The organism is Microbacterium meiriae (genome assembly GCF_040702565.1).
Lineage (GTDB): Bacteria > Actinomycetota > Actinomycetes > Actinomycetales > Microbacteriaceae > Microbacterium > Microbacterium meiriae.
In genome coordinates this window covers 1,459,354-1,482,198 of record NZ_JBFBLJ010000001.1, presented here as the reverse complement: position 1 = coordinate 1,482,198, position 22,845 = coordinate 1,459,354, and the positions used below count along the sequence as shown (strand labels likewise).

General features: G+C 71.2%; 21 protein-coding genes. 14 read left to right on the top strand and 7 right to left on the bottom strand.

The features are described from left to right. Positions 1-11: 11 nt before the first annotated feature. The gene (locus AB0310_RS07180) at positions 12-875 is read right to left on the bottom strand and encodes a DUF72 domain-containing protein (RefSeq protein ID WP_280564230.1); all 864 of its coding nucleotides are present in this window, start codon (positions 873-875) and stop codon (positions 12-14) included. A gap of 84 nt (positions 876-959) precedes the next feature. Here AB0310_RS07180 and AB0310_RS07175 point away from each other — a divergent pair, with 84 nt between their 5' ends. Both AB0310_RS07175 and AB0310_RS07170 read left to right on the top strand, forming a co-directional pair. Beyond that, the gene (locus tag AB0310_RS07175) at positions 960-1,175 is read left to right on the top strand and encodes an Rv3202a family protein (RefSeq protein ID WP_268777344.1); all 216 of its coding nucleotides are present in this window, start codon (positions 960-962) and stop codon (positions 1,173-1,175) included. 387 nt (positions 1,176-1,562) lie between these two features. Beyond that, entirely contained in the window at positions 1,563-1,943 is a 381-nt protein-coding gene (locus AB0310_RS07170; RefSeq protein WP_268777345.1) for a hypothetical protein, read from the top strand. 33 nt (positions 1,944-1,976) lie between these two features. Here the strand turns inward: AB0310_RS07170 and AB0310_RS07165 are convergent, their stop codons facing one another. Genes AB0310_RS07165 through imuA' form a run of 3 tightly spaced genes read right to left on the bottom strand, consistent with a single transcriptional unit; the run spans position 1,977 to position 7,749 of the window. Beyond that, positions 1,977-5,432: an error-prone DNA polymerase gene (locus AB0310_RS07165; RefSeq protein ID WP_366236869.1), complete on the bottom strand. Its 3,456-nt coding sequence runs from the start codon at positions 5,430-5,432 to the stop codon at positions 1,977-1,979. Next, positions 5,432-6,967 (bottom strand): Y-family DNA polymerase, encoded by a 1,536-nt coding sequence (locus AB0310_RS07160; RefSeq protein ID WP_187661820.1) that lies wholly within the window; start codon positions 6,965-6,967, stop codon positions 5,432-5,434. Before AB0310_RS07160 ends, AB0310_RS07165 begins: the two co-directional genes overlap by 1 nt. Then, on the bottom strand, positions 6,964-7,749 hold the full coding sequence (imuA', locus tag AB0310_RS07155) for a DnaE2-dependent mutagenesis accessory factor ImuA' (protein WP_280564197.1): 786 nt from the start codon (positions 7,747-7,749) through the stop codon (positions 6,964-6,966). Before imuA' ends, AB0310_RS07160 begins: the two co-directional genes overlap by 4 nt. Positions 7,750-7,878: 129 nt before the next feature. Here imuA' and AB0310_RS07150 point away from each other — a divergent pair, with 129 nt between their 5' ends. The 6 genes from AB0310_RS07150 (at position 7,879) to AB0310_RS07125 (ending at position 12,266) form a co-directional block, all read left to right on the top strand. Continuing rightward, positions 7,879-8,349 carry a prepilin peptidase gene (locus tag AB0310_RS07150; RefSeq protein WP_366236868.1) on the top strand — a complete coding sequence of 157 codons (471 nt, stop codon included), beginning with the start codon at positions 7,879-7,881 and terminating at the stop codon, positions 8,347-8,349. Between the two features lie 47 nt (positions 8,350-8,396). Continuing rightward, positions 8,397-8,612 carry a response regulator gene (locus tag AB0310_RS07145; RefSeq protein WP_187661817.1) on the top strand — a complete coding sequence of 72 codons (216 nt, stop codon included), beginning with the start codon at positions 8,397-8,399 and terminating at the stop codon, positions 8,610-8,612. After that, positions 8,605-9,216 (top strand): CYTH domain-containing protein, encoded by a 612-nt coding sequence (locus tag AB0310_RS07140; protein WP_259954785.1) that lies wholly within the window; start codon positions 8,605-8,607, stop codon positions 9,214-9,216. Before AB0310_RS07145 ends, AB0310_RS07140 begins: the two co-directional genes overlap by 8 nt. Positions 9,217-9,278: 62 nt before the next feature. Next, positions 9,279-10,436, top strand: coding sequence for a type III polyketide synthase (locus tag AB0310_RS07135; protein WP_366236867.1), 1,158 nt, complete (start codon positions 9,279-9,281; stop codon positions 10,434-10,436). Beyond that, a complete protein-coding gene (locus AB0310_RS07130) occupies positions 10,433-11,158 on the top strand; it encodes a methyltransferase domain-containing protein (RefSeq protein ID WP_259954790.1) in 726 nt (241 codons plus the stop codon). Before AB0310_RS07135 ends, AB0310_RS07130 begins: the two co-directional genes overlap by 4 nt. Further along, positions 11,145-12,266, top strand: a complete 1,122-nt coding sequence (locus AB0310_RS07125; RefSeq protein ID WP_366236866.1) for an FAD-dependent oxidoreductase — start codon at positions 11,145-11,147, stop codon at positions 12,264-12,266. The genes AB0310_RS07130 and AB0310_RS07125 overlap by 14 nt, the downstream gene beginning before the upstream one ends. A 52-nt stretch (positions 12,267-12,318) precedes the next feature. Here the strand turns inward: AB0310_RS07125 and lpdA are convergent, their stop codons facing one another. Together lpdA and AB0310_RS07115 are read right to left on the bottom strand one after the other, a co-directional pair. Continuing rightward, positions 12,319-13,716, bottom strand: coding sequence for a dihydrolipoyl dehydrogenase (lpdA, locus tag AB0310_RS07120; RefSeq protein WP_187661813.1), 1,398 nt, complete (start codon positions 13,714-13,716; stop codon positions 12,319-12,321). A 9-nt stretch (positions 13,717-13,725) separates the two neighbouring features. After that, the gene (locus AB0310_RS07115) at positions 13,726-14,376 is read right to left on the bottom strand and encodes a copper resistance CopC family protein (protein WP_366236865.1); all 651 of its coding nucleotides are present in this window, start codon (positions 14,374-14,376) and stop codon (positions 13,726-13,728) included. A gap of 100 nt (positions 14,377-14,476) precedes the next feature. Between AB0310_RS07115 and AB0310_RS07110 the strand changes: the two genes are divergently transcribed. From AB0310_RS07110 to AB0310_RS07100, 3 genes are all read left to right on the top strand, one after another. Next, positions 14,477-14,959 carry an FHA domain-containing protein gene (locus AB0310_RS07110; protein ID WP_366236864.1) on the top strand — a complete coding sequence of 161 codons (483 nt, stop codon included), beginning with the start codon at positions 14,477-14,479 and terminating at the stop codon, positions 14,957-14,959. Further along, on the top strand, positions 14,959-15,645 hold the full coding sequence (gene ftsR / locus AB0310_RS07105) for a transcriptional regulator FtsR (protein WP_280564186.1): 687 nt from the start codon (positions 14,959-14,961) through the stop codon (positions 15,643-15,645). Before AB0310_RS07110 ends, ftsR begins: the two co-directional genes overlap by 1 nt. 99 nt (positions 15,646-15,744) lie before the next feature. Beyond that, positions 15,745-16,290, top strand: coding sequence for a MerR family transcriptional regulator (locus AB0310_RS07100; protein WP_060921155.1), 546 nt, complete (start codon positions 15,745-15,747; stop codon positions 16,288-16,290). A 68-nt stretch (positions 16,291-16,358) separates the two neighbouring features. Here the strand turns inward: AB0310_RS07100 and AB0310_RS07095 are convergent, their stop codons facing one another. Then, entirely contained in the window at positions 16,359-17,171 is an 813-nt protein-coding gene (locus AB0310_RS07095; RefSeq protein ID WP_366236863.1) for a ParA family protein, read from the bottom strand. A gap of 92 nt (positions 17,172-17,263) precedes the next feature. On the opposite strand from AB0310_RS07095, the gene AB0310_RS07090 reads away from it, so the two are divergent. From AB0310_RS07090 to def, 3 genes are all read left to right on the top strand, one after another. Next, positions 17,264-20,671, top strand: a complete 3,408-nt coding sequence (locus AB0310_RS07090) for a pyruvate carboxylase (RefSeq protein ID WP_187661808.1) — start codon at positions 17,264-17,266, stop codon at positions 20,669-20,671. 65 nt (positions 20,672-20,736) lie between these two features. Next, a complete protein-coding gene (locus AB0310_RS07085; RefSeq protein WP_366236862.1) occupies positions 20,737-22,266 on the top strand; it encodes a MinD/ParA family ATP-binding protein in 1,530 nt (509 codons plus the stop codon). Beyond that, positions 22,266-22,757: a peptide deformylase gene (gene def, locus AB0310_RS07080; protein ID WP_187661806.1), complete on the top strand. Its 492-nt coding sequence runs from the start codon at positions 22,266-22,268 to the stop codon at positions 22,755-22,757. The genes AB0310_RS07085 and def overlap by 1 nt, the downstream gene beginning before the upstream one ends. Positions 22,758-22,845 lie beyond the last annotated feature (88 nt).

Sequence of the window (22,845 nt, the reverse complement as noted above, 5' to 3'; positions counted from 1 at the left end):
TGCTCGTCGCGTCAGGAGGGCATGTCCGCGACGAGGGTGCTCAAGGCCATGGCGTCATGGGGCGCGTGCCCGCGGGCGTCGTTGTCGAAGTACACGTAGACGTCGCGCGGCTTCCCGTCGTCGGCTCCTGAGCCGTCCGCCCATCCGCGGATGAGGGCCGCCCACTCCCGCAGCTCCGCGTCCGTGTACCCGCTGTGATAGAGCATCTGCGCACCGTGGAGTCGGACGTAGACGAGGTCCGCGGTGAGGGCGTCGAAGCGAGGCCACTTCCCGGCGGTGTCGGCGACGACGAGGGAGGTGCCGTGCTCCTGCAGAAGACGCAGGCTCGACGGATCGGCGAACGAGTCGGAACGCGGTTCGAGGGCGTACCGGAGTGGGCGGTCGGCATCGATCTCCAGCCACGCCCGGTCCTGCAGCCGCTCGTCATGACGTCGAGCGAGCGCGAGGGCCTCCGCCGTCGTCCGGGGAAGGGTGTCGAGGAACGACTCCAGGAGCTCGGCGTCGAAGCGCTGACGCTCGGGGAGCTGCCAGAGGATCGGTCCGAGGCGGGGACCGAGGGCGAGGACCCCCGACGCGAAGAAGTTCGCCAGCGCCTGCTCGACGTTCCGCAGCCGGAGCATGTGACTGACGTAGCGCGAGCCCTTGACCGCGAACACGAAGTCCTCGGGAACGCTCGCCGCCCACCGCCGGTAGCTGTCCGGCCGCTGCAGGGAGTAGAACGAACCATTGAGCTCCACCGTGGGGAACAGCGACCCGATGTGTTCGAGCTCTCGTCGCTGCGGCAGGCCACGAGGGTAGAAGTCGCCGCGCCATCGGGCGTACCGCCATCCGGAGACCCCTATGCGGACTCGGCCTCCACCGCCCCTCCGCGTCATCGCCGCCTCCGTCGGGTCAAGCCCCTTGCCGCTGTCGTCCGACGTCGGCAAGCTGGAGGCATCCACGCCGAAGGAGGAGAAGCCATGTCCCTGAATGACCATCCGATCGACGATGTGAAGCCCGAAGCCGACCTGCAGGAGCAGGAGCGTCTCGCCGCGGAGACTCCCGAGGACCCGGAAGTGCCGACCCCGTCGGCGCCGGAGCCGCACCCCATCGAGGCGGATCCCGCGGATGCCGCGGAGCAGCGGATCGAGGTGCCCCTGGACGAGGACGGCCTCGACGAACCCGCCGACGACTGACCGCCTCCGGCGGTGTGCGCGCCGGTCTGGCGTCGGAGACTGCGGAGAGGCGTCATGGTGCACGACGGTAGTCCGACGGGCGCGCGCGTTCGCCGGGGTTGACGCTCGGCGTGACGGCGGCTAGCCGCGGGGTATGCCCTCTCGACGGGACCGCCCCAACTCGGTGCTGCCGAGAGGGCTCACCGTCCTACCCGGACGGTTGGGGAGGCGGCGAAGTCTCGCTGTCTCTACGGCTGATCCCCCAGAGATTCAGCCGGTAGCCCCCGCTACGAGAGCAGGATATCCCTTAATCTCCTTGTCCGCCATTTGGGGGACAAAGATTTCTTCGAAAATTCTGCGCGGCTCCGATCCCTGTCGCCGATGCGAGCCGTTCCGTAGGGTGGGGGCATGGACAGGATGCTCGTCTTCGCCGGTCAGGTCGCGCTCCCGGTCGGGCACCGGGTCGAGGTCTCCGAACTCGTCGACCCGCAGACGGAGGAGCCGGTCGTCCTCTCGCTGCTCGACCTCGATACCGGTATCCGCTACCGTCGCGCCGAGGAGCCGCGGGCCGAGGTGACGCACTGGATCGGTCGCGTCCTCGACTGCACGGTGGCGGTGGGCGTCGCTCCGCGGACGTCGCTGCTCCTCGACCCCATCGGGCCCTCAGCCAGCGGCGCGGGCATCGCTCTGCGGGGCGCGGACGCGGCGGTCAACGCGGCCAAGGCCGAGGCTGATCGCTGGGGTGGATCGGATCGGCCCCCGCCGGAGGAGCCCGAACGCTTCTGGTGACCGCCGGAAGCCGGGGCCCCTCGCGCACCGGGGTCATCGGAAGTCCCGCGAGCGGTGCATGACCCCCGTGCGGAGGTCTTCGAAGGCGTCGGCGAGCACATTGACGACCCCCTCCGGTGAGCGCTCGAGGATGCCGCGGATGATGAGCGCGGGGGACTCTCGGGCGATGCGACCGAACCGTCCCCAGACCCCCGTCGAGCAGATCACGTTCACCAACCCGCTCTCGTCCTCGAGGTTGACGAACGTGACGCCGGCGGCGGTGGCGGGTCGTTGTCGATGGGTGACGAGACCGGCCACCTCGACGCGTCGTCCGGTCTCGTGGCGCTGCAGGTCCGCGGCGGTCAGGACCCCGCGAGCCCGGAGGTCGTCGCGGAAGTGCGTCATCGGGTGGTCGTCGGTCGAGATGCCCGTGGCCCAGAGATCGGCCGAGAGGCGCTCGTAGCTGGTCTGGTCGGCGAACAGCGGCGGCTGCACCGCCACCGTGGTCCCCGGGAGGAACCGGGCGCGGTCTTCCGCGGCGGCCCCGGCGAGCCAGATGGCCTCCCGGCGCTCCAACCCGAGGCATGCGAAGGCTCCGGCGGTGGCGAGGGCCTCCACCTGCGCGGCCGTGGCATCGGTGCGACGCACGAGGTCGTGCAGATCGCGATAGGGACCGTGAGCCTCCCGTTCGGCGACGATGCGCTCCGCCATCGGCACCCCGATCCCGCGGATGCCGCTGAGGCCCAGACGCACCGCGAACCGTCCGTCCCTGCGGTGCGTCGCGGACTCGTCCGGCGCGTTCCTGTCGAACCGGTGCACGGGCGGCTGCGGGTCGGCCAGGCAGTCGGCCCTCCCGGTCGTGCCCGCCGCGTCCGGGGTGAGGGGTTCGAGGGTCTCGGTGGCGCCGGAGAGATGCAGATCCGGGCGGCGGACCTCCACACCGTGCCGACGGGCATCCGCCGTGAGGGTCGCAGGGGAGTAGAAGCCCATCGGCTGCGACCGCAGCAGACCCGCGAGGAAGGCTGCCGGGTAGTGCAGCTTCAACCACGAGCTTGCGTAGACGAGCAGCGCGAAGGACAGCGAATGGGACTCGGCGAACCCGAAGTTCGAGAACGCCTGGATCTGCGCATAGATCCGGTCGGCGGCCTCGTCGACGAGCCCGCGGCGGGCCATCCCCGCATACAGCTTGTCCCTGACCTTCTCGATCTTCTCCAGACCCCGCTTCGACCCCATCGCGCGGCGCAGCAGGTCGGCCTCATCGGCGGTGCAGTCGCCGACGGCCGTGGCCATCTGGATGAGCTGCTCCTGGAAGATGGGGATGCCCAGAGTCCGCGCGAGGATGTCCTCGAGGTCGCTGTGCGGGTACGGGATGGGGAAGTCCTCCGTGGGCTCGCCCCTGGCCTCCCGCTCCCGGTTCGCCTCGTCCACCCTGTCCTTCGCCATCTTGCGCCGGACGAACGGGTGCACGGCGCCGCCCTGGATGGGCCCGGGGCGGATGAGGGCGATCTGGATGGCGAGGTCGTAGAAGCGTCGCGGCTGCAGCCGGGGGAGCAGCCCGATCTGCGCGCGGGACTCCACCTGGAAGACGCCGATCGAATCGGCCCGGCAGAGCATGTCGTAGACGCCGGCCTCCTCCTTCGGCAGGCTCTCCAGCGTCCACTCCTCGCCCGTCGCCTCCCGGACCAGGTCGAAGCAGTGCTGCAGTGCCGCGAGCATGCCCAGGCCGAGGAGATCGAACTTCACCAGCCCCATGAAGGCGGCGTCGTCCTTGTCCCACTGGATGACGGTGCGGTCCTCCATGCGGGCGTGCTCGACCGGCACCACCTCACCGACCGGCCGGGCGGTGAGCACCATGCCGCCCGAGTGGATCCCCAGGTGTCGCGGAGCCTTCAGCAGCTCGGCCGCGTAGTCGAGCACGGTGTCGGGGATGTCGTGCCCCTCGACGGGTTCGAGTCCCGACCCCCAGCCGTCCACCTGCCGCGACCAGGAGTCCTGCTGCCCCGGCGAGTGCCCCAGGGCTCTGGCCATGTCGCGGACCGCGTTCTTCGGCCGGTACTGGATGACGTTCGCCACCTGAGCCGCCCGCTCCCTGCCATACTCCCGATAGACCCACTGGATGATCTCCTCCCGCCGCCGCGAGTCGAAGTCCACGTCGATGTCCGGCTCCTCCGTGCGGGTGGTGGCGAGGAAGCGCTCGAAGGGGAGGCGGTAGAGGATCGGGTCGACCGCGGTGATGCCCAGCAGATAGCAGACCGCGCTCGCCGCAGCGGAACCCCGGCCCTGGCAGAGGATGCCGCGTCGCCGTGCTTCCGCCACGATGCCGTGCACGATGAGGAAGTACCCGGGGAAGTCCTTCTCCTCGATCACGTCGAGTTCGCGCGCGATGCGGCGACGACCGTCTTCGTCCAGCCGCGGATACTTCGACGGGACGGCCTCCCAGACCAGGTGCCGCAGCCAGCTCATCGGGGTGTGCCCCGACGGCACGTCCTGGCGGGGGAGGGCGGGACGCGCCATCCGGAGCGGGAAGGCCGAGGCCGCGGCCAGCTCCAGACCGTGCGAGATCGCGCCGGGGTACCGTCGGAAGCGGGCGGTCATCTCCGCCCCGCTGCGCAGGTGCGCGCCGCCATGGGCCGGCAGCCAGCCGTCGAGCTCGTCCATGCTCCGGACCGCGCGGACCGCGGCCACCGCTTCGGCGAGAGGGGCTTGGTCCGGGCGGGCGTAGTGCACGTTGTTGGTCGCCACGACGGGCAGCCGCATCCGACGGGCGAGCTCGGCGAGGGTGTCGTTGCGCCGGGTGTCCAGCGGATCGCCGTGGTCGAAGAGCTCGACGGCGATGTTGTCGCGCCCGAAGAGGTCGACGAGGTGACGCAGCGGCGCAGCGGCGTCTCCGGCCTCCAGCCCCTGCCGTACCGCCCCCTTGCGGCAGCCGGTGAGGATCGTCCAGTGCCCGTCGGCGGTCGCGGCCAGCTCGTCGAGGTCGTAGACCGGGCGCCCCTTCTCCCCGCCGCGCAGCTGGGCCGCGGTGATCGCCCCCGACAGGCGGTGGTATCCCTCGAGGCCCCGGGCGAGCACGAGCAGATGCGTGCCCGGCGGATCGGCGGCCCCCTGCGGAGCGGAGGGGAGGTCGAGGGAGAGTTCGGCGCCGTAGACGGTCTGCAGGCGCAGCTCCATGAGCTCCGCCAGCTCGGCGAAGCGGGCGGCACCGTAGAACCCGTCGTGGTCGGTGAGGGCGAGCGCGCTCAGGCCGAGACGTTCGGCCTCCGCGAGCAGGTCGTCGGGGGAGGACGCCCCGTCGAGGAACGAGTAGGACGAGTGCGCGTGCAGCTCGGCATAGGGCACCGCCTCCTCTGGCCGCTCCGGGAGGGCCGGGGGGACGAGCTTCCGCGGGCGACTCACCGGCCCGGGATCCGGTCGGAGTCCCGGGGGTGCGGAGGCCGCTTCGGGGATGGGTTCCCCGCTGAGAGTGCGTTCGAGCTGATCCCAGGTCAACGGCGGATTGTGCCAGCCCATCAGCGGTACCTCCCCTCGGCCCACCAGCGCTCGCCGGCCAGGAAGACCAGCCAGGCGCGGTCGCGGTCGTCGACGATCTGGAGCCGGTGTCCTCGTTTGCCGCCGCCCGTGCTCCAGCGCCGTTCGTGCACGGGCCACGGGCCGGCCCAGGCCTGCACGGTCGCCCCGTCGATGCGGGCGGGATCGTGCGTGAGGGCGCCGCGGTCATCGACGTCGATCGTGCTCCCGTCCGCCGCGACGACGCCGATGGGACGCGGGGGCCGGAACACCTCGGAGGGGAGGGGATCCGGGAGGCTCCCCGGCCAGGGGGACCGCGGATCACGCGGAGGCACCGGACGCTCGCCCCATGGCGTGAGCACCTGGCGGTCGGCGAGCCAGCGCCCTCCGGAGAGGGCGGCGGTGACCACGCCCTGATGCCCCAGCATGGTCTGCACCCGCGAGACCGCGTGATGCAGCCGCTCATCGGTACCCGAGCCGAAGAGTCCCGGCTGGTGGTGGGCGGCGTCGTCCACGGCGACGGGGAGGAGACGGGCGGCCACGATGCCCCCGAACGCCCTCGCCTCGTCGACGGGTTCGCGGGCGGTCAGGGCGGCCAGCGCCTCCAGCTGCCAGCGCACGCGGTCCACGAGGTCGGCGGCATCGAAGCTCGTCGGATGCAGCCAGGTGCGGGAGTGGACGACGCCGTCGTCGTCGGTCAGGTCGATCCGCACCTCGGTGCACACGAGGGATGCATCCGCCAGGGCGAGCATCACGGCATCGGCGGTCTGCCGCACGGCGAAGGCCACCTGGTCGGTGCCGCCGAGAGGGGACTCGAACTCGATGGTCCTGGCCAGTTCGGGATCCGGCGGCCGAGGGGCCAGCGGGCGGGAATCGGCGCCGGCGGCGAGGGCCTGCAGGCGGGCGCCGTGCTCGCCGAAGCGGTCGCGGACGTCGAGAGGGGCGAGCGCGGTGAACTCGCCGAGGGTCCGCACGCCGAGGCGGAGGAGGAGATCGCTGATCTGCTCGTCGCGGAGTACCTGCACGGGATAGGGGGCCAGGAACTCGCGGGATCCGCCGGGCGGGACGACGGTGCAGGCGGCGGCGCCGCGGGCCGCGATCTCGGCGGTGAAGGGGCCGTCGGCGACGCCGACACGCACCTCGGGGAAGCCGGCCGCAGCGAGGACCGCGGACAGCGCCGCCGCAGCTTCGGCCTCTCCGCCGTGATAACGGGCGATGCCGCGGGCGCGCAGGATCGCGAGGCCGGGGCGCAGGAGCGTGACGCCGGGGGCGTGCTTCTCGATGAGCTGCAGCACCGGGACGAAGGCGCGCTCGTCCTTCTCGGCGTCGTGGGGGAGGACCTGCAGCGAGGAGAGCAGGCCCTGGGCGACGCGGCGGCGCTGCCCGATGCGGACGCCGTGCGCCCGCGCCGAGGCGGTGCAGGCGACGACCGTGTTCGCCTGCACCAGGGCCGTCGGCGGATGCGGCCCTCCGCCCAGCACCGCCCGCAGTGGCCAGTCGGGGAACCAGAGCACGAGGACGCGGAGAGGAGCGTTCATCCCGCCTCCGCCCAGAAGAGGAGGTCGGAGGACGCGGACGCAGCGCTGTCCGTCGGGGAGGAAGCGAGCGGCGGCAGGGCGGTCAGCTCCGCGGCCGCGGTCTCCACGGCTCCGTGTCCGCCGGGAAGTCGCACGCGCACGCTCGAGGCGCGGGGGCTGTGCCTGGTCCGCGCGGTGACCGTCACCGTGCAGTCCGAGAGCAGCCCCCACCCCTCGCCGAGCCCGTGCCAATCAGGGTCGTGCAGTCGGATGGTCCCCTCGCTCTGCGCCCAGCGCCCGGCGCCCGGTTCCTCCGCCACGAGCAGTGTGGCCCCGCGGTCGCGCAGGCGGGCACTCAACCGGGAGACATCGGCGTCCCGTGCCCTCGTCGTCGGCTGCACGACGATCAGGGGCACCACCTCGGCCAATGCGGACGCCGCCGCGAGCCAGCGGTCTCCCGGGTCGGGGACGAGGATCAGCCGACTCAGATCGATGCCGTAGGCGGCGGCGGCCTCGACCCCGAGGGTGGGCATGCCGATCACCGCGCACCAGTGGCCCCGACCGGAGGAGGCGCTGAGCAGCGCGAGCACGAGGGCGGGCGAGGGGGAGACGGTGTACGAGGTGCCCGTCTGCAGCCCTTCCTCCGGCAGCAGCGCCGCGAAGGCGGGATCGAGGGGGAGGAGCGTGTGCTCGCTGCGCCGTCGCTGCATCCGGCTGATCTCGCGGCGCAGTCGCAGCACCTCTCCGGCGCGGGTGTCGCTGGTCGGAGAGAGCGCGGTCATCGCATCGAGCCCGATCCCCATGTATCCATCCTCGAAGATATGTACGAATAAAGCAAGTGATGAGACTGACGCTAGTTCGTACATCCGACATCGCCGCCTGGTTGTCCACAGGGCGCTCCGCGCCGTCCCGGATCTCCCTACCCTGCCGGGATGGACATCCGTCTCGCCCTCCTCGGTCTCGTGCACGGCGCCCTCCTCGGGATCGGCATCCTGCTCGCCGTGATCGACGTCCGCACGCACCGACTGCCGAACCGCATCGTGCTGCCCACCCTGGCCCTGCTGGTCGTGGCGGTCTCCGTCGACGCCGTCGTCACCGCAGACGCGGCGCCGCTCGGCCGGGGCCTGCTCGGCTCCCTCGTGCTCGGTGGCTTCTACGCCGTGCTGCGGATGATCAGCCACGCGGGCATGGGAGGAGGAGACGTGAAGCTCGCCCTCGTGATCGGACTCCTCCTGGCGTGGCACGGCTGGGGCGCGTTCCTCCTGGGCGCGTCGTCCGCCTTCGTGCTCGGGGCGGTCTTCGCGCTCGTGCTCCTCGCCGCGGGACGGGTCGACCGGAGGACGCGCATCGCCTTCGGGCCGTGGATGATCGCGGGGGCCGTCCTCGGTGTCCTCGGGGGCTGACCGTGCAGGTCGCACCGAATGGGGGAGGGCGGCGCTACCCTGGGCACATGGCACTCGCACGACTTCACGGCGGCCCGCTGGACGGGCAGATCATCCCCCTCGACGACGACGCGGACGACAAGCTGATCGTCCCCTACAGCGAGACGCAGGTGGTCTACAACCGCCGCGGCGAGCCGCAGAACACGGGCGAGGGCGACGGCCCCACCGAGGTCGACTACTGGTTCGAGGAGGCCCTCGAGGACCTCACGCTCGAGGATGACTGAGCCCTCTCGCACCGTCGAGGTCGAGCGCAAGTACGACGTCGACGAGGGGACTCCGCTGCCGGACTGGGCGGCGATCCCCGGCGTCGATGCCGTCTCGCCTGCCGAGCACCGTGCCCTCGACGCCCGCTATCTGGACACCGCAGACGGCGCGCTGGCCCGTGCCGGTGTCGCCCTGCGTCGTCGCTCCGGCGGACCGGACGAGGGGTGGCACATCAAGGGTCCGCGGCAGGGTGACGGCCGGGTCGAGCAGGGCTGGCCCCTCGGTGACGAGGAGATCCCGACGGCGGTGCGCGAGGCGATCGCCGTCTGGACGACCGCGCCGCTGGAGCCTCTCGCCCGCATCGAGAACGACCGGACGGCGTACCTCCTCACCGGACAGGACGGCGTCGTGGCGGAGTTCGTCGACGACCACGTCCAGGCGACCGACCTGCGCACCGGGGCGCGACGTGCGTGGCGGGAGTGGGAGGTCGAACTCGGGCCCGCAGGCCCCTCCGACGACGCCGGCCGCTCGGCGTTCTTCGCGGCGATCGAAAGCGCCGTGCGCGCGGTCGGCGGCCGAGAGGCGAGCTCCGACTCGAAGCTCGCCCGCGCCCTCGGCTTCTAGGCCGCGGACTCTCCGGACGCAACCCCTTTCCGCGTCCGGCTCCGGGGTGGTTGAGTGACGACATGAGTCGACCGCCCGTGCTCCGATCGCTGCAGACGATCGTCCCCGAGACCGTCCTCGTGCAGGAGCAGGTGCGCGACGTCTTCGCCGCCCAGCCCGATCTGGGACGGCTGGCGCAGCGCATCGTGGCGACGTCGTTCAACGTCTCCGGCATCGACACGCGGCACACCGTCATCGCGGAGCTGGCCGATGACGCCGACCAGGATGAGCCGTTGTTCTACGATCGCGCCTCCGGACGGCTGCTGGCGCCGGGAACGAAGGCGCGCAACGAGGTCTACACGCGTGAGGCCTCCCGTCTCTTCGTCGAGGTCGCGCGCCGCGCCCTCGAGGCGGACCCCGACCTGGACCCGGCGGACGTGACGCACGTCATCACGGTCTCCTGCACCGGCTTCCATGCCCCGGGCCCCGAGTACGAGATCGTGCGCGGGCTCGGCCTGTCCGATGCCGTCCAGCGCTATCACCTCGGCTTCATGGGGTGCTACGCCTCGATGCCGGCCCTCCGCGCGGCCGCACAGTTCTGCGCGGCCGATGAGAACGCGGTCATCCTCGTCGTCAGCGTCGAGCTGTGCACGCTGCATCTGCGCTCTTCCGAGGATCCGGACACCATCGTGGCCTCCTCCCTGTTCGCGGACGGGGCTGCCGCCGGGATCGTGACGGCTCGGGACCTGCCCACCGCCGTCCCCGCGCTCCGGCTGGACGGCTTCCACACGGCGATCGTGCCGGAGGGCGTGGACGACATGGCCTGGACGATCGGCGACTCGGGCTTCGAGATGATCCTCTCGACCGCCGTCCCACAGATCATCGGGGAGTCGATCATCGGGGCGCTCACGCCGCTCTACGGTCGTGAGGACGACCTGGCGGCGGCCTTCGCCGCCGGGCGGGTGGGCGAGCGGGTGCGCCACTGGGCGATCCACCCCGGCGGGCGCAGCATCCTCGATCGGGTGCAGGAGCGGATGGCCCTGAGCGACGTGCAGTTGCGACCCGCGCGCGAGACGCTCCGGGAGTACGGGAACATGTCGAGTGCGACCGTGCTGTTCGTGCTGAAGCGCATCCTCGAGCAGGAGGGCGCGGATCCCGGTGACCGCGTGGCGGCAATGGCCTTCGGCCCGGGGCTCACCGCCGAGAGCGCGCTGCTGACCGTGGTCGCGCGCGCACCGTGAGCCTGGACCTGTCGGCGCGTGCCGTCGACCTCGTCGAGCTCATGGACGACCCCGACGCGGATGAGGAGGCGCTCGGTCGCACGTACCGGCGCTTCAGCGCCGTCAACGCGGTCGTCTCGCGCCCCGGACGGCTGTATCGGCGGGACATCCGTCCCCGGGCGGCGGCCGGGCGTGTGCTGCGCATCCTCGACATCGGCGCCGGTGGCGGCGACCTGTGCCGCGATCTGGTCCGGAGACTGCGTCGCGACGGCCTCCGCGCCGATGTCACCGCCCTGGACGCCGACGAGCGTGCGATCCGCTGGGCCTCGGCACACGACGACGGTGCAGGGATCCGCTATCGTCACGCGTTCTCCGGGGACCTCGTGGCGGCGGGCGACACCTATGACGTCGTGCTCTCCAACCACGTCCTCCATCACCTCGACGCCGCAGCGCTGCACGCGGTGCTCGACGACTCCCGCGCCCTGGTCGGTGATCGCGGACTCGTCTCCCACCACGACATCGCCCGCAGCCGCCTCGCCTACGGGGCGTTCGCCGTGGGCACCCGGCCGTTCGCGGGAAACCTTCTCGCGGGCTCCTTCATCCGAGTCGACGGCCTCCTGAGCATCCGCCGCTCCTATACCCCGCGGGAGCTCGCGGCCGTCGCGCCGCCGGGCTGGGAGGTCCGGTCGCACCTGCCCGCTCGGCTCGAACTGCGCTGGGAGGGTGGCGATGGTCGACCATGATGTCCTCGTGGTCGGCGGTGGTCCGGTCGGGCTGCTCCTCGCCTGCCTCGTGGGGCAGGACGGTCGCCGGGTGCGGGTGTGCGAGCGTCGCCCCGAGCCGGGCACGCAGACGCGGGCGATCGGGATCCATCGACCGGGGCTCGATGCCCTCGACGCCGCGGGAGTGGGTACCGGTGTGCGCTCCGAGGCGCTCCGCCTGTCCGGCGGCGAGGTCCGCAGCCGCGGCCGGCGACTCGCCGCCCTGACCTTCACCACCGAGCGTCCGATCCTGACGCTCGCGCAGCCCCGCACCGAGGAGCTGCTGCGAGACCGTCTCCGGACGCTGCAACCGGATGCGGTGCAGTCCGGCTCCGTCGTCCGCTCGGTCCGCGACGAGGGGCCGTTCGTGCGGGTCGGGATCGACGGCGAGCACGGACGTCGGGAGGAGACGGCGTCGATCGTCGTCGTCGCGGACGGCGTCCGGAGTCCTTTTCGGACGGCGTTCGGCGCCGGATGGGACCCGCGGCCGGCGAGCGCCTCTTACGCGATGCTCGACGTCGATGATCCGCCGGCCGACGATCGCGCCGTGCTGTACTTCGAGCCGGACGGCCTCGTCGAGTCCTTCCCGTTGCCGGGCGGCCGGCGCCGCTGGGTGGTGCGCGAAGACCGTGGTCGGACGGTGTCCACAGCCGCCGAGCTGGCGGACATCGTCGGTCACCGGACCGGGGAGAGGCTCGAGGTCGACCCCACCGCGCCTGTCTCCTCGTTCCGCGCGGCCCAGCACGCGGCTCGACGGCTGCACCGCGGACGGATCGTGCTCCTCGGCGACGCCGCGCACGAGGTGAGCCCGATCGGCGGCCAGGGCATGAACCTCGGCTGGGCGGATGCGCTCCGGCTGGTCGCGGCGCTGCGCCGGACCGACCGCGGCGCCGCCCCCGTCCTCGACGGCTTCGCCCGGGAGGTCCAGCGGGCGGCGCGGAAGGCGCATCATCGCTCCGCGTTCTTCATGGCGATGGGGGCTCCGGCGGTCGCCCCGGTCGTCGCCGTGCGGGAGGGGCTGGTGCGTACGCTCGGTTCCTCCGCGCTGCGCCCGTGGACGACCGGTCTCATCACGATGCGCGGCCTCTGACGCGAGAAAGGCCCGGTCCGCCTGCGCGGACCGGGCCTTCTCGAGGCGGGGATCAGAAGTTGATCATGTGGCCGGCCAGGCCGTGGAAGCCCTCCTGCAGCGCCTCCGACAGCGTCGGGTGGGTGTGCACGTTGCGGGCCAGCTCGAGGGCCGTGAGGTCCCACTTCTGCGCGAGGGTGAGCTCGGGCAGCAGCTCCGACACGTCGGGGCCGATCATGTGGGCACCGATGAGCTCCAGGTGCTCGGCGTCGGCGATGAGCTTGACGAAGCCGACCGGCTCGCCGAGGCCGTGCGCCTTGCCGTTGGCCATGAAGGGGAAGGTCGCGACCTTGATCTCGCGCCCTTCGTCCTTCGCCTGCTGCTCGGTGAGCCCGAAGGACGCCACCTGCGGCGAGCAGAAGGTCGCCCGCGGCATCATGCGGTAGTCGCCCAGCGTCATGGTCTCGGCGCCGCCGATGGTCTCGGCCGCGACGACACCCTGTGCCTCCGCGACGTGCGCGAGCTGCAGCTTGGCGGTCACGTCGCCGATGGCGTAGATGCCCTCGACGTTGGTGCGCATGTGGTCGTCGATGTCGATCGCGCCGCGCTCGGTGAGCTTCACGCCCGTCTTGTCGAGCCCGAAGCCCTCGACGTTCGGCGCGAACCCGACCGACATGAGCACCTTGTCGGCCTCGATCGACGCCTGCTGGCCGTCCTTGCCCGTGTAGGAGACGGTCACGGAGGAGCCGTTGTCGACGACCGACTCGACCTTGGTGGAGGTGAGGATGTCGACGCCGTAGTTCTTGTACTGCTTCGTGATCTCCTTCGACACGTCGGCGTCCTCGTTGGGGAGGGCGCGGTCGAGGAACTCGATGATCGTGACCTTGACGCCGTAGTTCGTCATCACGTAGGCGAACTCCATGCCGATCGCGCCGGCGCCGACGATGACGATGGACTTCGGCAGCTCACGGGAGAGGATCTGCTCCTCGTAGGTCACGACGTTGTCGCTGAGCTGCACGCCGGGGAGCAGGCGGACCTTCGAGCCCGTGGCGATGATCGCGTTGTCGAAGGTGACCTCCTCGGTGGAGCCGTCCGACTTCGCCACCGAGATGGCCTTCGGGCCCGTGAAGGTGCCGCGGCCGTCGTACTCGGTCACCTTGTTCTTCTTCATGAGGAAGTGGATGCCCTTGACCCGGCCATCGGCGACGACGCGGCTGCGGTCGAACGCCTTGCCGTAGTCGATCGTGAACTCTCCGGAGATCCCGAAGAAGTCGGCCTTGTGGTTCAGCGTGTGCGCGATCTCCGCGTTCTTCAGGAGCGCCTTGGAAGGGATGCAGCCGACGTTGAGGCAGACACCACCCCAGTACTTCTCCTCGATGATGGCGGTGGACAGACCGAGCTGCGCGCTGCGAACCGCAGCGACGTATCCGCCAGGACCTGCACCAAGGATGACGACGTCGTAGTGTGGCATGCCTTAAGCCTATCGCTCCGAGGGGGTATCGGAATCGGTCGGAGCCGGTCCCCGGCGGCGGCGCAGGACGAGCCAGACGACAAGGGCCAGCGCGGCGAGCACGAGGATCGCGAGCACCCAGATCCACCCCGAAGGGGCTCCCGCGTCGTCTCCCGCGTCCGGTGCCGTCGTCGCGGTCGCCTCGGGGGCGGCGGTCTGCTCCGTCGTCGGCGCCGACGTCGGGGGAGCGGTGGTGGGCTCGTCCGACGGCGTGGCCTCGTCGCCGACCGTGACGGTGAAGGAGAACTCGCCGGAGGTCGGGTGGCCGTCGCTCGAGACGACCTTCCAGACGACGTGGTACTCACCGGCGGGCCCGGAGCCGAGCAGGGGCTGCGTCACGATGGCGCCCTCGACCGTGGGAGTGCCGTCGATGACGGACTGACCGGCCGGATCCGTGACGGTCAGCTCCGTCGCTCCTTCTCCGTCGATGAGCTTCGCGCTGAAGGTGAGGGTGAGCTCGGAGGGCAGCGTCTCCACGGAGCTGTCCGCCGCAGGCGAGGACGACACGAGCGCGTCATGGGCGGACGCGGAGAGCGGGGAGAGGAGGACGAGGAATGCGGCGAGGAGGGTGGCTGCGAGGGCGATCGGGGCCGCCGGGCGGCGCAGAGCTGTGGTCTTCACGAGTCCAGCCTATGAATCCCCGGTATGGGACCGCTGAGTGTGAAAGCGGCCTCCCGCGCACCCCTCCGGATCGGATAGTCTGGACAGCCAGGAGGGCACAGTGACAGACAGCGACAGCCGACCGGCCGGTGAAGCCGCCATCCATCGCTCCGGCGAGCCGAGACACGACGTGACGCAGACGTTCGGACACGATTCCGATCTGTCGTTCGTGCCGTTCGGCGTGGAGTTGACCGATGTCGAGCAGTCGGCCATCGCGGCGCTGCCCTCGGGCTCGGCTCTGCTGCTCGTCCGTTCCGGTGTGCTCGCCGGTGCGCGGTACCTCCTCGACACCGACGTGATCACGGTCGGTCGTCACCCGGAGGCCGACATCTTCTTCGACGACGTCACGGTGTCCCGCCGTCACGCGGAGATCACCCGCAACGGGACGACGTTCGAGATCATCGATCAGCGCTCCCTCAACGGCACCTACGTGAATGGCGAGCGCGTGGACCGCAGCCCCCTGGCGGACGGCTCCGAGCTGCGCGTCGGCAAGTTCCGTCTGAACTTCTTCGCGTCCCCGCTCGACCGCGCGGCGAACGCCTGATGGCGGCAACTCCCGCCCGCGAACGCTCGGCGTCCGCGGGCCTGCTGAGTATCGGTCAGGTGCTCGCACGTCTCACCCCGGAGTTCCCCGACCTGACCTCCAGCAAACTGCGGTTCCTCGAGGTGCAGGGCATCGTGCGTCCCTCCCGCACCGAGTCCGGCTACCGGAAGTTCTCCTCCTCGGACATCGAGCGCCTCCGTCTGGGACTGACCCTGCAGCGGGATCACTACCTTCCCCTCAGCGTGATCCGCGAGCAGCTCGACGAGGCGGAGGCCTCGGGCGAGACGGCCGCGCTCGCCCCGCCGCCCTCGATCGCCCCGGCGCCGCGGCGCTATCGTCGCGACGAGCTCCTGGCCGCTGCCGGCGCCGGACCGCAGCTCCTCAACGACGCGATCAGCACCGGGGTCATCACCGCACAGGAGACCTATTCGGAGTCCACGGTCGCGCTGCTCCGCGGGCTCGTGGCCCTCGACCGGCACGGTATCGAGCCGCGTCATCTCCGTTCCCTGCGGCAGGGCGCGGAGCGGGAGGTCTCGCTCATCGAGTCGGCGCTGTCCACGCTGCTGCGTCGCACCGATGCCACCTCGCGGGCCCGCGCCAACGAACTGGCGCCGGAGCTGGCCACTCGGATCGACGACGTCCGGACGTTGTTCGTGAAGGATGCGCTCACGCGGATCCTTTCGTAACGAACTGATTGCGACACACCTTCGGCGTCGCACGGATGTCGTTGCCGGTGCCGGGACCCTGCTCTACCGTGGAGATAACCGTTCCAGGGAGGATTTCAGATGAATGCGGATGAGCTCGCAGGCGACCCGCGGTTCGTGACCGAACTCCTCTTCACCGACGGTCTGCCCGCGATGGACGACGAGGTCGGCTATCGCGGCGCCGTTGCAGCCCGTGCGGCCGGCATCACCTACCGCCAGCTGGACTACTGGGCCCGCACCGAGCTCGTCGAGCCCACGGTGCGCGGCGCGAACGGCTCCGGCTCGCAGCGTCTCTACGGCTTCCGCGACATCCTCGTCCTGAAGCTCGTCAAGAGCCTGCTCGACACGGGCATCTCCCTGCAGCAGATCCGCACCGCGGTGGACGAGCTCCGTCGCGCCGGCATCCGCGATCTCGCGGGGACGACCCTCATGAGCGATGGCGCGTCCGTCTACCTCTGCACCTCGAACGACGAGGTGATCGACCTGGTCAGCCGCGGTCAGGGCGTCTTCGGGATCGCGGTCGGCAAGGTGCTGCGCGAGGTGGAGTCGACGCTCGTCGCCTTCGATGCCTCCGCGCCGGACCCCGTCGACGAGCTCTCCGCCCGTCGCGCCAAGCGCTCCGCCTGACGCTCCACCCCCGCTTCACGAAGAACGGCCACCCTCGAAGAGGATGGCCGTTTCGTCGTTCCGCGGTGTCAGCTCTGCGGTCTGTTCTCCGGAACGGGGACGCGACCCGTGCGGATGATGCGGTCGAGGAGCTGGTCGAAGTCCGCGGCGAGCTCCTGAGCGGAGTCGCCGGGCCAGATGTGCAGCGGTTTCGCGGCGCCCTGCGCCTGCTGCAGCGAGGTGCGCTCCGGAAGCTGCGGCGAGAGCACGAGGGGGCCGAACATGTCTCGCAGCTCCTTGATGCGGAACTGGTGCTCGATCGACTGCGGGCGCACGCGGTTGACCACGATGCCCAGCGGCTGGAGGCGCGGTGAGAGACCGCGGCGGATCTCCTCGATCGCGCGCAGGGCACGGTCCGCGGCGGCCACGGAGAAGAGGCCGGGCTCGGTGACGACCATGACGCGGTCGCTCGCGGCCCACGCGGTGCGGGTGAGGGCGTTCAGCGACGGCGCGCAGTCGATGAGCACGAGGTCGTAGTCCGCCTCGACCGCTGCGAGCGCCTCCTCGAGCTTCCACACATCGCGGACGCTCGGGTGCGGGCCGTCGAAGTTGATGGCGGACGGGCTTCCGATCAGCACGTCGATCGTGCCGGGGTGGACCTTCGCCCAGCCGCTGGAGGTGATCGCCTGGCGGACGGTCTTCTCCTTCGGGTTCGCCAGCACATCGGCGATGTTGAGTCGTCCGGCGACCTGGATGTCCATCCCGGTGGAGACGTCGGACTGCGGGTCGAGGTCGACGACGAGCGTCCGGACACCCCGGGCGAAAGCCGCGGAGGCCAGCCCGAGTGTCACGGTCGTCTTGCCGACGCCCCCCTTGAGAGAGCTGACGCTGAGTACGTGCACGGACTCCACGTTACCTTCCCCTAGGCTGGGGGAACACTCAGCCCCGCCCCATGTGCGTGCCTCGGCCGTGCATCGAGCTCTCAGAGGTGTGCATGTTCCAGAAGATCCTTGTGGCGAATCGTGGCGAGATCGCGATCCGGGCATTCCGAGCGGCCGTGGAGGTGGGGGCGCGCACCGTCGCCGTCTTCCCGCACGAGGACCGCGGCTCGGTCCACCGGCTCAAGGCCGACGAGGCGTACGAGATCGGCGAGCGGGGCCATCCCGTCCGCGCCTACCTGGACGTCGACGAGATCATCCGCGTGGCCACCGAGTCGGGTGCCGACGCGATCTACCCCGGCTACGGCTTCCTCTCGGAGAACCCGGAGCTCGCGGAGAAGGCCGCCGCCCACGGCATCGTCTTCATCGGTCCTCCCGCGAAGGTGCTGGAGATGGCCGGCAACAAGGTCGAGGCCAAGCGGCACGCGGTCGAGGCGGGCGTCCCCGTGCTCCGCTCGACCGAGGCCTCCGACGACGTCGACGCGCTCGTCGCCCAGGCGGAGGAGATCGGCTTCCCCCTCTTCGCCAAGGCCGTCGCCGGTGGTGGCGGCCGCGGCATGCGACGCGTCGAGACGCTCGGCGACCTCGGACCGGCCCTCGCCGAGGCGATGCGGGAGGCCGGCAGCGCCTTCGGCGACCCCCGGATGTTCCTGGAGCAGGCCGTCGTGCGCCCGCGGCACATCGAGGTGCAGATCCTCGCGGACAAGACCGGTGAGACGGTGCACCTGTTCGAGCGGGATTGCTCCGTGCAGCGGCGGCATCAGAAGGTCGTCGAGATCGCTCCCGCCCCCAACCTCGATGACGACGTGCGCCGGGCCCTGCACGGCTATGCCGTCGCCTTCGCCCGCTCCATCGGCTACGAGAACGCCGGCACCGTCGAGTTCTTGCTGGAGACGGCGGGGGAGCGCGCGGGAGAGGTCGTCTTCATCGAGATGAACCCCCGCATCCAGGTCGAGCACACGGTGACCGAGGAGGTCACCGACGTCGATCTCGTGCAGAGCCAGATGCGCATCGCCGCGGGGCAGACCCTCGCCGATCTCGGGTTGCAGCAGGAGAACCTGCACCTGCGGGGTGCCGCGCTGCAGTGCCGCATCACCACGGAGGACCCGACGCAGGGCTTCCGTCCCGACACCGGGAAGATCACCACCTACCGCTCGCCCGGCGGTGCCGGGATCCGGCTCGACGGCGGCACCGTGCACCAGGGTGCCCAGATCAGCCCGCACTTCGACTCGATGCTCGCGAAGCTGACCTGCCGCGGCCGCGACTTCCCGGCCGCCGTGGCCCGCGCGCGCCGTGCCCTCGCCGAGTTCCGCATCCGCGGCGTCTCCACGAACATCCCCTTCCTCCAGGCGCTGCTCGATGACGAGGCCTTCATCCGCGGCGACGTCAGCACGTCCTTCATCGACGAGCGCCCGGAGCTGCTCCGCGGTCGCGCCTCGAAGGACCGCGGCACGAAGATCCTCAACTGGCTCGTGGACGTGACGGTGAACAAGCCGCACGGCGCGCACCCCGGCGTCATCGACCCCGCGACCAAGCTCCCGCCGATCGACCTCAGCACGGAGCCGGCGCCCGGCTCCCGGCAGCGGCTGCTCGAGGTGGGCCCCGAGGAGTTCGCTCGCGGCCTGCGCGCGCAGACCGCCCTCGCGATCACCGACACGACCTTCCGCGACGCGCACCAGTCGCTGCTCGCGACCAGGGTCCGCACGAAGGACCTCGTCGCCGCCGCCCCGTACCTCGCCCGTCTCACCCCGGAGTTGCTGTCGGTCGAGGCCTGGGGCGGCGCCACGTACGATGTCGCGCTGCGCTTCCTCGGCGAGGACCCGTGGGAGCGGCTCGACAAGCTGCGTGCCGCCCTCCCGAACGTCGCCATCCAGATGCTCCTGCGCGGCCGGAACACGGTCGGCTACACGCCGTACCCGACCGCGGTGACCGAGGCCTTCGTGGCGGAGGCGGCGGCAAGCGGCGTCGACATCTTCCGGATCTTCGACGCGCTGAACGACGTGGAGCAGATGCGGCCGGCGATCGAGGCGGTCCGCGCCACGGGGACCGCCGTCGCCGAGGTGGCGCTCTGCTACACCGGGGACCTGCTGGACCCGGCAGAGGAGCTCTACACCCTCGACTACTACCTGAAGCTGGCGGATCAGATCGTCGCGGCCGGCGCGCACATCCTGGCGATCAAGGACATGGCGGGCCTGCTCCGCCCCGCTGCGGCCGCGACGCTCGTCTCGGCGCTCCGTGAGCGCTTCGACCTTCCTGTGCACCTGCACACCCACGACACCCCCGGCGGGCAGCTCGCGACCCTGCTCGCCGCCAGCGCCGCCGGCGTGGATGCGGTGGACGCCGCCTCGGCGCCGCTGTCGGGCACGACCAGTCAGCCGTCGCTGTCGTCACTCGTCGCCGCCCTCGCCCACACGGAGCGGGACAGCGGGATCTCGCTCGCGGCCGTCTCCGATCTGGAGCCCTACTGGGAGGCGGTGCGTCGCCAGTACGCGCCGTTCGAGTCGGGGCTCCCGGGACCCACCGGCCGCGTGTACCACCACGAGATCCCGGGCGGGCAGCTGTCGAACCTCCGACAGCAGGCTAAGGCCCTCGGGCTCGCCGACGACTTCGAGCTCATCGAGGACATGTACGCCGCGGCCGACCGCATCCTCGGACGCGTGCCGAAGGTCACCCCGTCGTCGAAGGTGGTGGGCGATCTCGCCCTGCATCTCGCCGCCGTGAAGGCCGACCCCGCGGACTTCGAGGCGAACCCGGAGAAGTACGACGTGCCCGACTCCGTGGTCGGCTTCATGGCGGGTGAGCTCGGCGACCTCCCCGGAGGCTGGCCCGAGCCGTTCCGGTCCAAGGTGCTCGCCGGTCGTTCCGTGCGGACCGGGCTCACGGCTCTCACCGACCAGGACGAGGCCGAGCTGGCGGGGACGAGCGCGCAACGACGCTCCCGCCTGAACACTCTGCTCTTCCCGGCTCCGGCGGCCGAGTTTGCCGAACGACGGGAGCAGTACGGCGACCTGTCCGTGCTGGACACCGGCGACTACCTGTACGGGCTGGTCCCCGGCCAGGAGCACCTCATCGAGATCGATCGCGGCGTTCAGCTCTACGTCGGGCTCGAGGCGATCGGCGAGGCCGACGACAAGGGCATGCGGACGGTGATGACCACGCTGAACGGTCAGCTCCGCCCGGTGTTCGTGCGGGACCGCTCCATCTCGGTCGATGCGCACGAGGTCGAGAAAGCCGACACGTCCGTCCCCGGCCAGGTGGCGGCGCCGTTCTCCGGCGTGGTCACCCTCAAGGCCGAGGTGGGAGCGACGGTGCGCGCGGGCGAGCCGGTCGCGTCGATCGAGGCGATGAAGATGGAGGCCGCCATCACCGCCCCCGTGGACGGGGTCGTGGAGCGGCACGCCATCTCCGAGACGCAGCAGGTGGACGCGGGCGATCTTTTGGTCGTGATCCGACCGGCGCACTAATCTTGTGCGGGCGAGGCCGCGCACCCTGGGCGCATCCCGAGGCCCGCACAGGTTGGGAGTGACACGTGACCGCGAAGAACAACGCCGACCCCGAGGACAGTCCGCTGGGGGTGCTCGACGACGCCGCATCCGTCGACACCGCCGGCATCGGCATCCTCGGCGGAACCGCGCAGGTGCGGGTGACCCTGCCGGCGGAGGAGGATGACGACCTCGCCGACGACGGTGTCGTGGACGGGGAGGTCGGCATCGACCTCATCGTCGACGACGTGACCCTTCCCGCGGCGCCGAAGCCCGTCCTCGATGCTCCGCGACTCGACGACGTGATCGACGCCGTCGTGGTGGAGGAGCCCGTGGTGGCGGATTCCGTGCCGGAGGAGCCCGTGCCGGAGGAGCCCGTGCCGGCTGCCGAGCCCGCGGCTGACCTGGTCGCGGAGGAGGAGGCGGCCGCCCGCTTCCTCGCGAAGGCCGGCGCCGACCGTGCGGAGGTCCCGGCCGCGAAACCGGCGCGTGCCCCTCAGGCGCCCGTGCAGAAGGAGACCACGATGCCCGAAGCCGACGACAAGCCCGTCGCATCCGCGCACGCACGTCCGGCGCCCCGGACCGACGTGACCCTCACCGCGAAGCGTCTGGGGGAGCTGGGCGAGTCCGCCCGCGAGTCCGCAGATCTCCTCACCTCCGATCGCCTCCTCGACCCGCACCGCGTGGCCAAGCCGGAACCCGAGGGCGGGTGGAGTCACCTGCTCTACACGCTGTCCGGACGCCGGTTGAACATCGGCGACGGCCGTCGCGCGCGCGAGCGCAAGGAGCTCACGGCGCGGATCGCCGCCCCGCTCGCCGGCGGTGCCCGGTTCGTGCCGGTGCTCTCGCGGAAGGGCGGCGTGGGCAAGACCACGGTCACCGCGCTCCTCGGCATGGCCCTCGCTGACGCGAGGGAGGACCGCGTCATCGCCGTGGACGCGAACCCCGACCGCGGAACGCTCGCCGACCGGGTGCAGCGCGCGCAGCATGGCAAGTCCGTGCGCGACCTCGTCCGCATCCGGGACGACGTGCGCGGGTTCCACGACATCTCCGCGATCGTGGCACGGGATGCGACGCGCCTCGACGTGCTCGCCTCGGACGCCGACCCGCGTGTCGCCGAGGCCTTCAGCGACGACGACTATCGCGACGTGGCCGATGTGGCCGCGCACTACTACTCCCTCGTCCTCACCGACACCGGCACGGGGATCGTCCACTCGGTGATGTCGGCGACCCTCGACCTCGCCGACCAGATCGTCATCGTCTCCGGACTCAGCGTCGACGAGGCGCGGCTGGCGTCCGAGACCCTCACGTGGCTGGAGTCCAACGGGTACGCGCAGCAGGCGCGCGACGCCATCGTGGTGCTCAACCAGTCCACGCCCGGGACGCCGCTCGTGCGGCTGGGTGAGCTCCAGGCGCACTTCGCGTCGCGGGCCCGCAGCGTCGTGCGCGTGCCGTACGACCCGCAGATCGCCGCGGGCGGGACGATCGTCTTCGCGAACCTCCTCCCCGAGACGCGGAAGGCGGCGAGGGAACTCGCGGCGCTCCTCGTCGAGGGCCTCCGGGCGAAGGCCGCCTGATGACGGTTCGCGAGATCCGCATCTTCGGCGACCCGGTCCTGCGGACGGTGTGCGCACCCATCGAGGAGATCGACGACGGCGTGCGTGCGCTCGTCACGGATCTCCTGGAGACCGTCGAGCTCCCGGGCCGCGCCGGCGTGGCCGCGCCGCAGATCGGCGTCGCGCTCCGCGCCTTCAGCTACAACGTCGACGGCGAGATCGGCTACGTGCTGAACCCCGTGCTGACCGAGGTCCGCGGCGAGCCCGAGCCGACGGGGGAGGGTTGCCTGTCGGTGCCGGGACTCTGGCACGACGCCCAGCGCCATCCCTGGGCCCGCGTCGAGGGGATCGACCTCGATGGACAGCCGGTGGTGCTCGAGGGGGACGGGCTGCTCGCGCAGGCGCTCCAGCACGAGACCGACCACCTCGACGGCAAGCTCTTCCTCTCCCGGCTCGACCCCGAGACCCGGAAGGTCGCGATGCGCGAGGTTCGCGAGAGCTCCTGGTTCTAGCCGCCGACCCACCCCTTCACGTACGAACCGGCCCCTTGCGCACGAGCGCAAGGGGCCGGTTCGGTCAGAAGGGGGTGGGTCGACGCGC

Excerpts from the sequence above, each read along its gene's own strand:
- AB0310_RS07180 (WP_280564230.1), bottom strand. The coding sequence starts at position 875 with ATGACGCGGAGGGGCGGTGGAGGCCGAGTCCGCATAGGGGTCTCCGGA.
- AB0310_RS07175 (WP_268777344.1), top strand. The coding sequence starts at position 960 with ATGTCCCTGAATGACCATCCGATCGACGATGTGAAGCCCGAAGCCGAC.
- AB0310_RS07170 (WP_268777345.1), top strand. The coding sequence starts at position 1,563 with ATGGACAGGATGCTCGTCTTCGCCGGTCAGGTCGCGCTCCCGGTCGGG.
- AB0310_RS07165 (WP_366236869.1), bottom strand. The coding sequence starts at position 5,432 with ATGGGCTGGCACAATCCGCCGTTGACCTGGGATCAGCTCGAACGCACT.
- AB0310_RS07160 (WP_187661820.1), bottom strand. The coding sequence starts at position 6,967 with ATGAACGCTCCTCTCCGCGTCCTCGTGCTCTGGTTCCCCGACTGGCCA.
- imuA' (WP_280564197.1), bottom strand. The coding sequence starts at position 7,749 with ATGGGGATCGGGCTCGATGCGATGACCGCGCTCTCTCCGACCAGCGAC.
- AB0310_RS07150 (WP_366236868.1), top strand. The coding sequence starts at position 7,879 with ATGGACATCCGTCTCGCCCTCCTCGGTCTCGTGCACGGCGCCCTCCTC.
- AB0310_RS07145 (WP_187661817.1), top strand. The coding sequence starts at position 8,397 with ATGGCACTCGCACGACTTCACGGCGGCCCGCTGGACGGGCAGATCATC.
- AB0310_RS07140 (WP_259954785.1), top strand. The coding sequence starts at position 8,605 with ATGACTGAGCCCTCTCGCACCGTCGAGGTCGAGCGCAAGTACGACGTC.
- AB0310_RS07135 (WP_366236867.1), top strand. The coding sequence starts at position 9,279 with ATGAGTCGACCGCCCGTGCTCCGATCGCTGCAGACGATCGTCCCCGAG.
- AB0310_RS07125 (WP_366236866.1), top strand. The coding sequence starts at position 11,145 with ATGGTCGACCATGATGTCCTCGTGGTCGGCGGTGGTCCGGTCGGGCTG.
- lpdA (WP_187661813.1), bottom strand. The coding sequence starts at position 13,716 with ATGCCACACTACGACGTCGTCATCCTTGGTGCAGGTCCTGGCGGATAC.
- ftsR (WP_280564186.1), top strand. The coding sequence starts at position 14,959 with ATGGCGGCAACTCCCGCCCGCGAACGCTCGGCGTCCGCGGGCCTGCTG.
- AB0310_RS07100 (WP_060921155.1), top strand. The coding sequence starts at position 15,745 with ATGAATGCGGATGAGCTCGCAGGCGACCCGCGGTTCGTGACCGAACTC.
- AB0310_RS07090 (WP_187661808.1), top strand. The coding sequence starts at position 17,264 with ATGTTCCAGAAGATCCTTGTGGCGAATCGTGGCGAGATCGCGATCCGG.
- def (WP_187661806.1), top strand. The coding sequence starts at position 22,266 with ATGACGGTTCGCGAGATCCGCATCTTCGGCGACCCGGTCCTGCGGACG.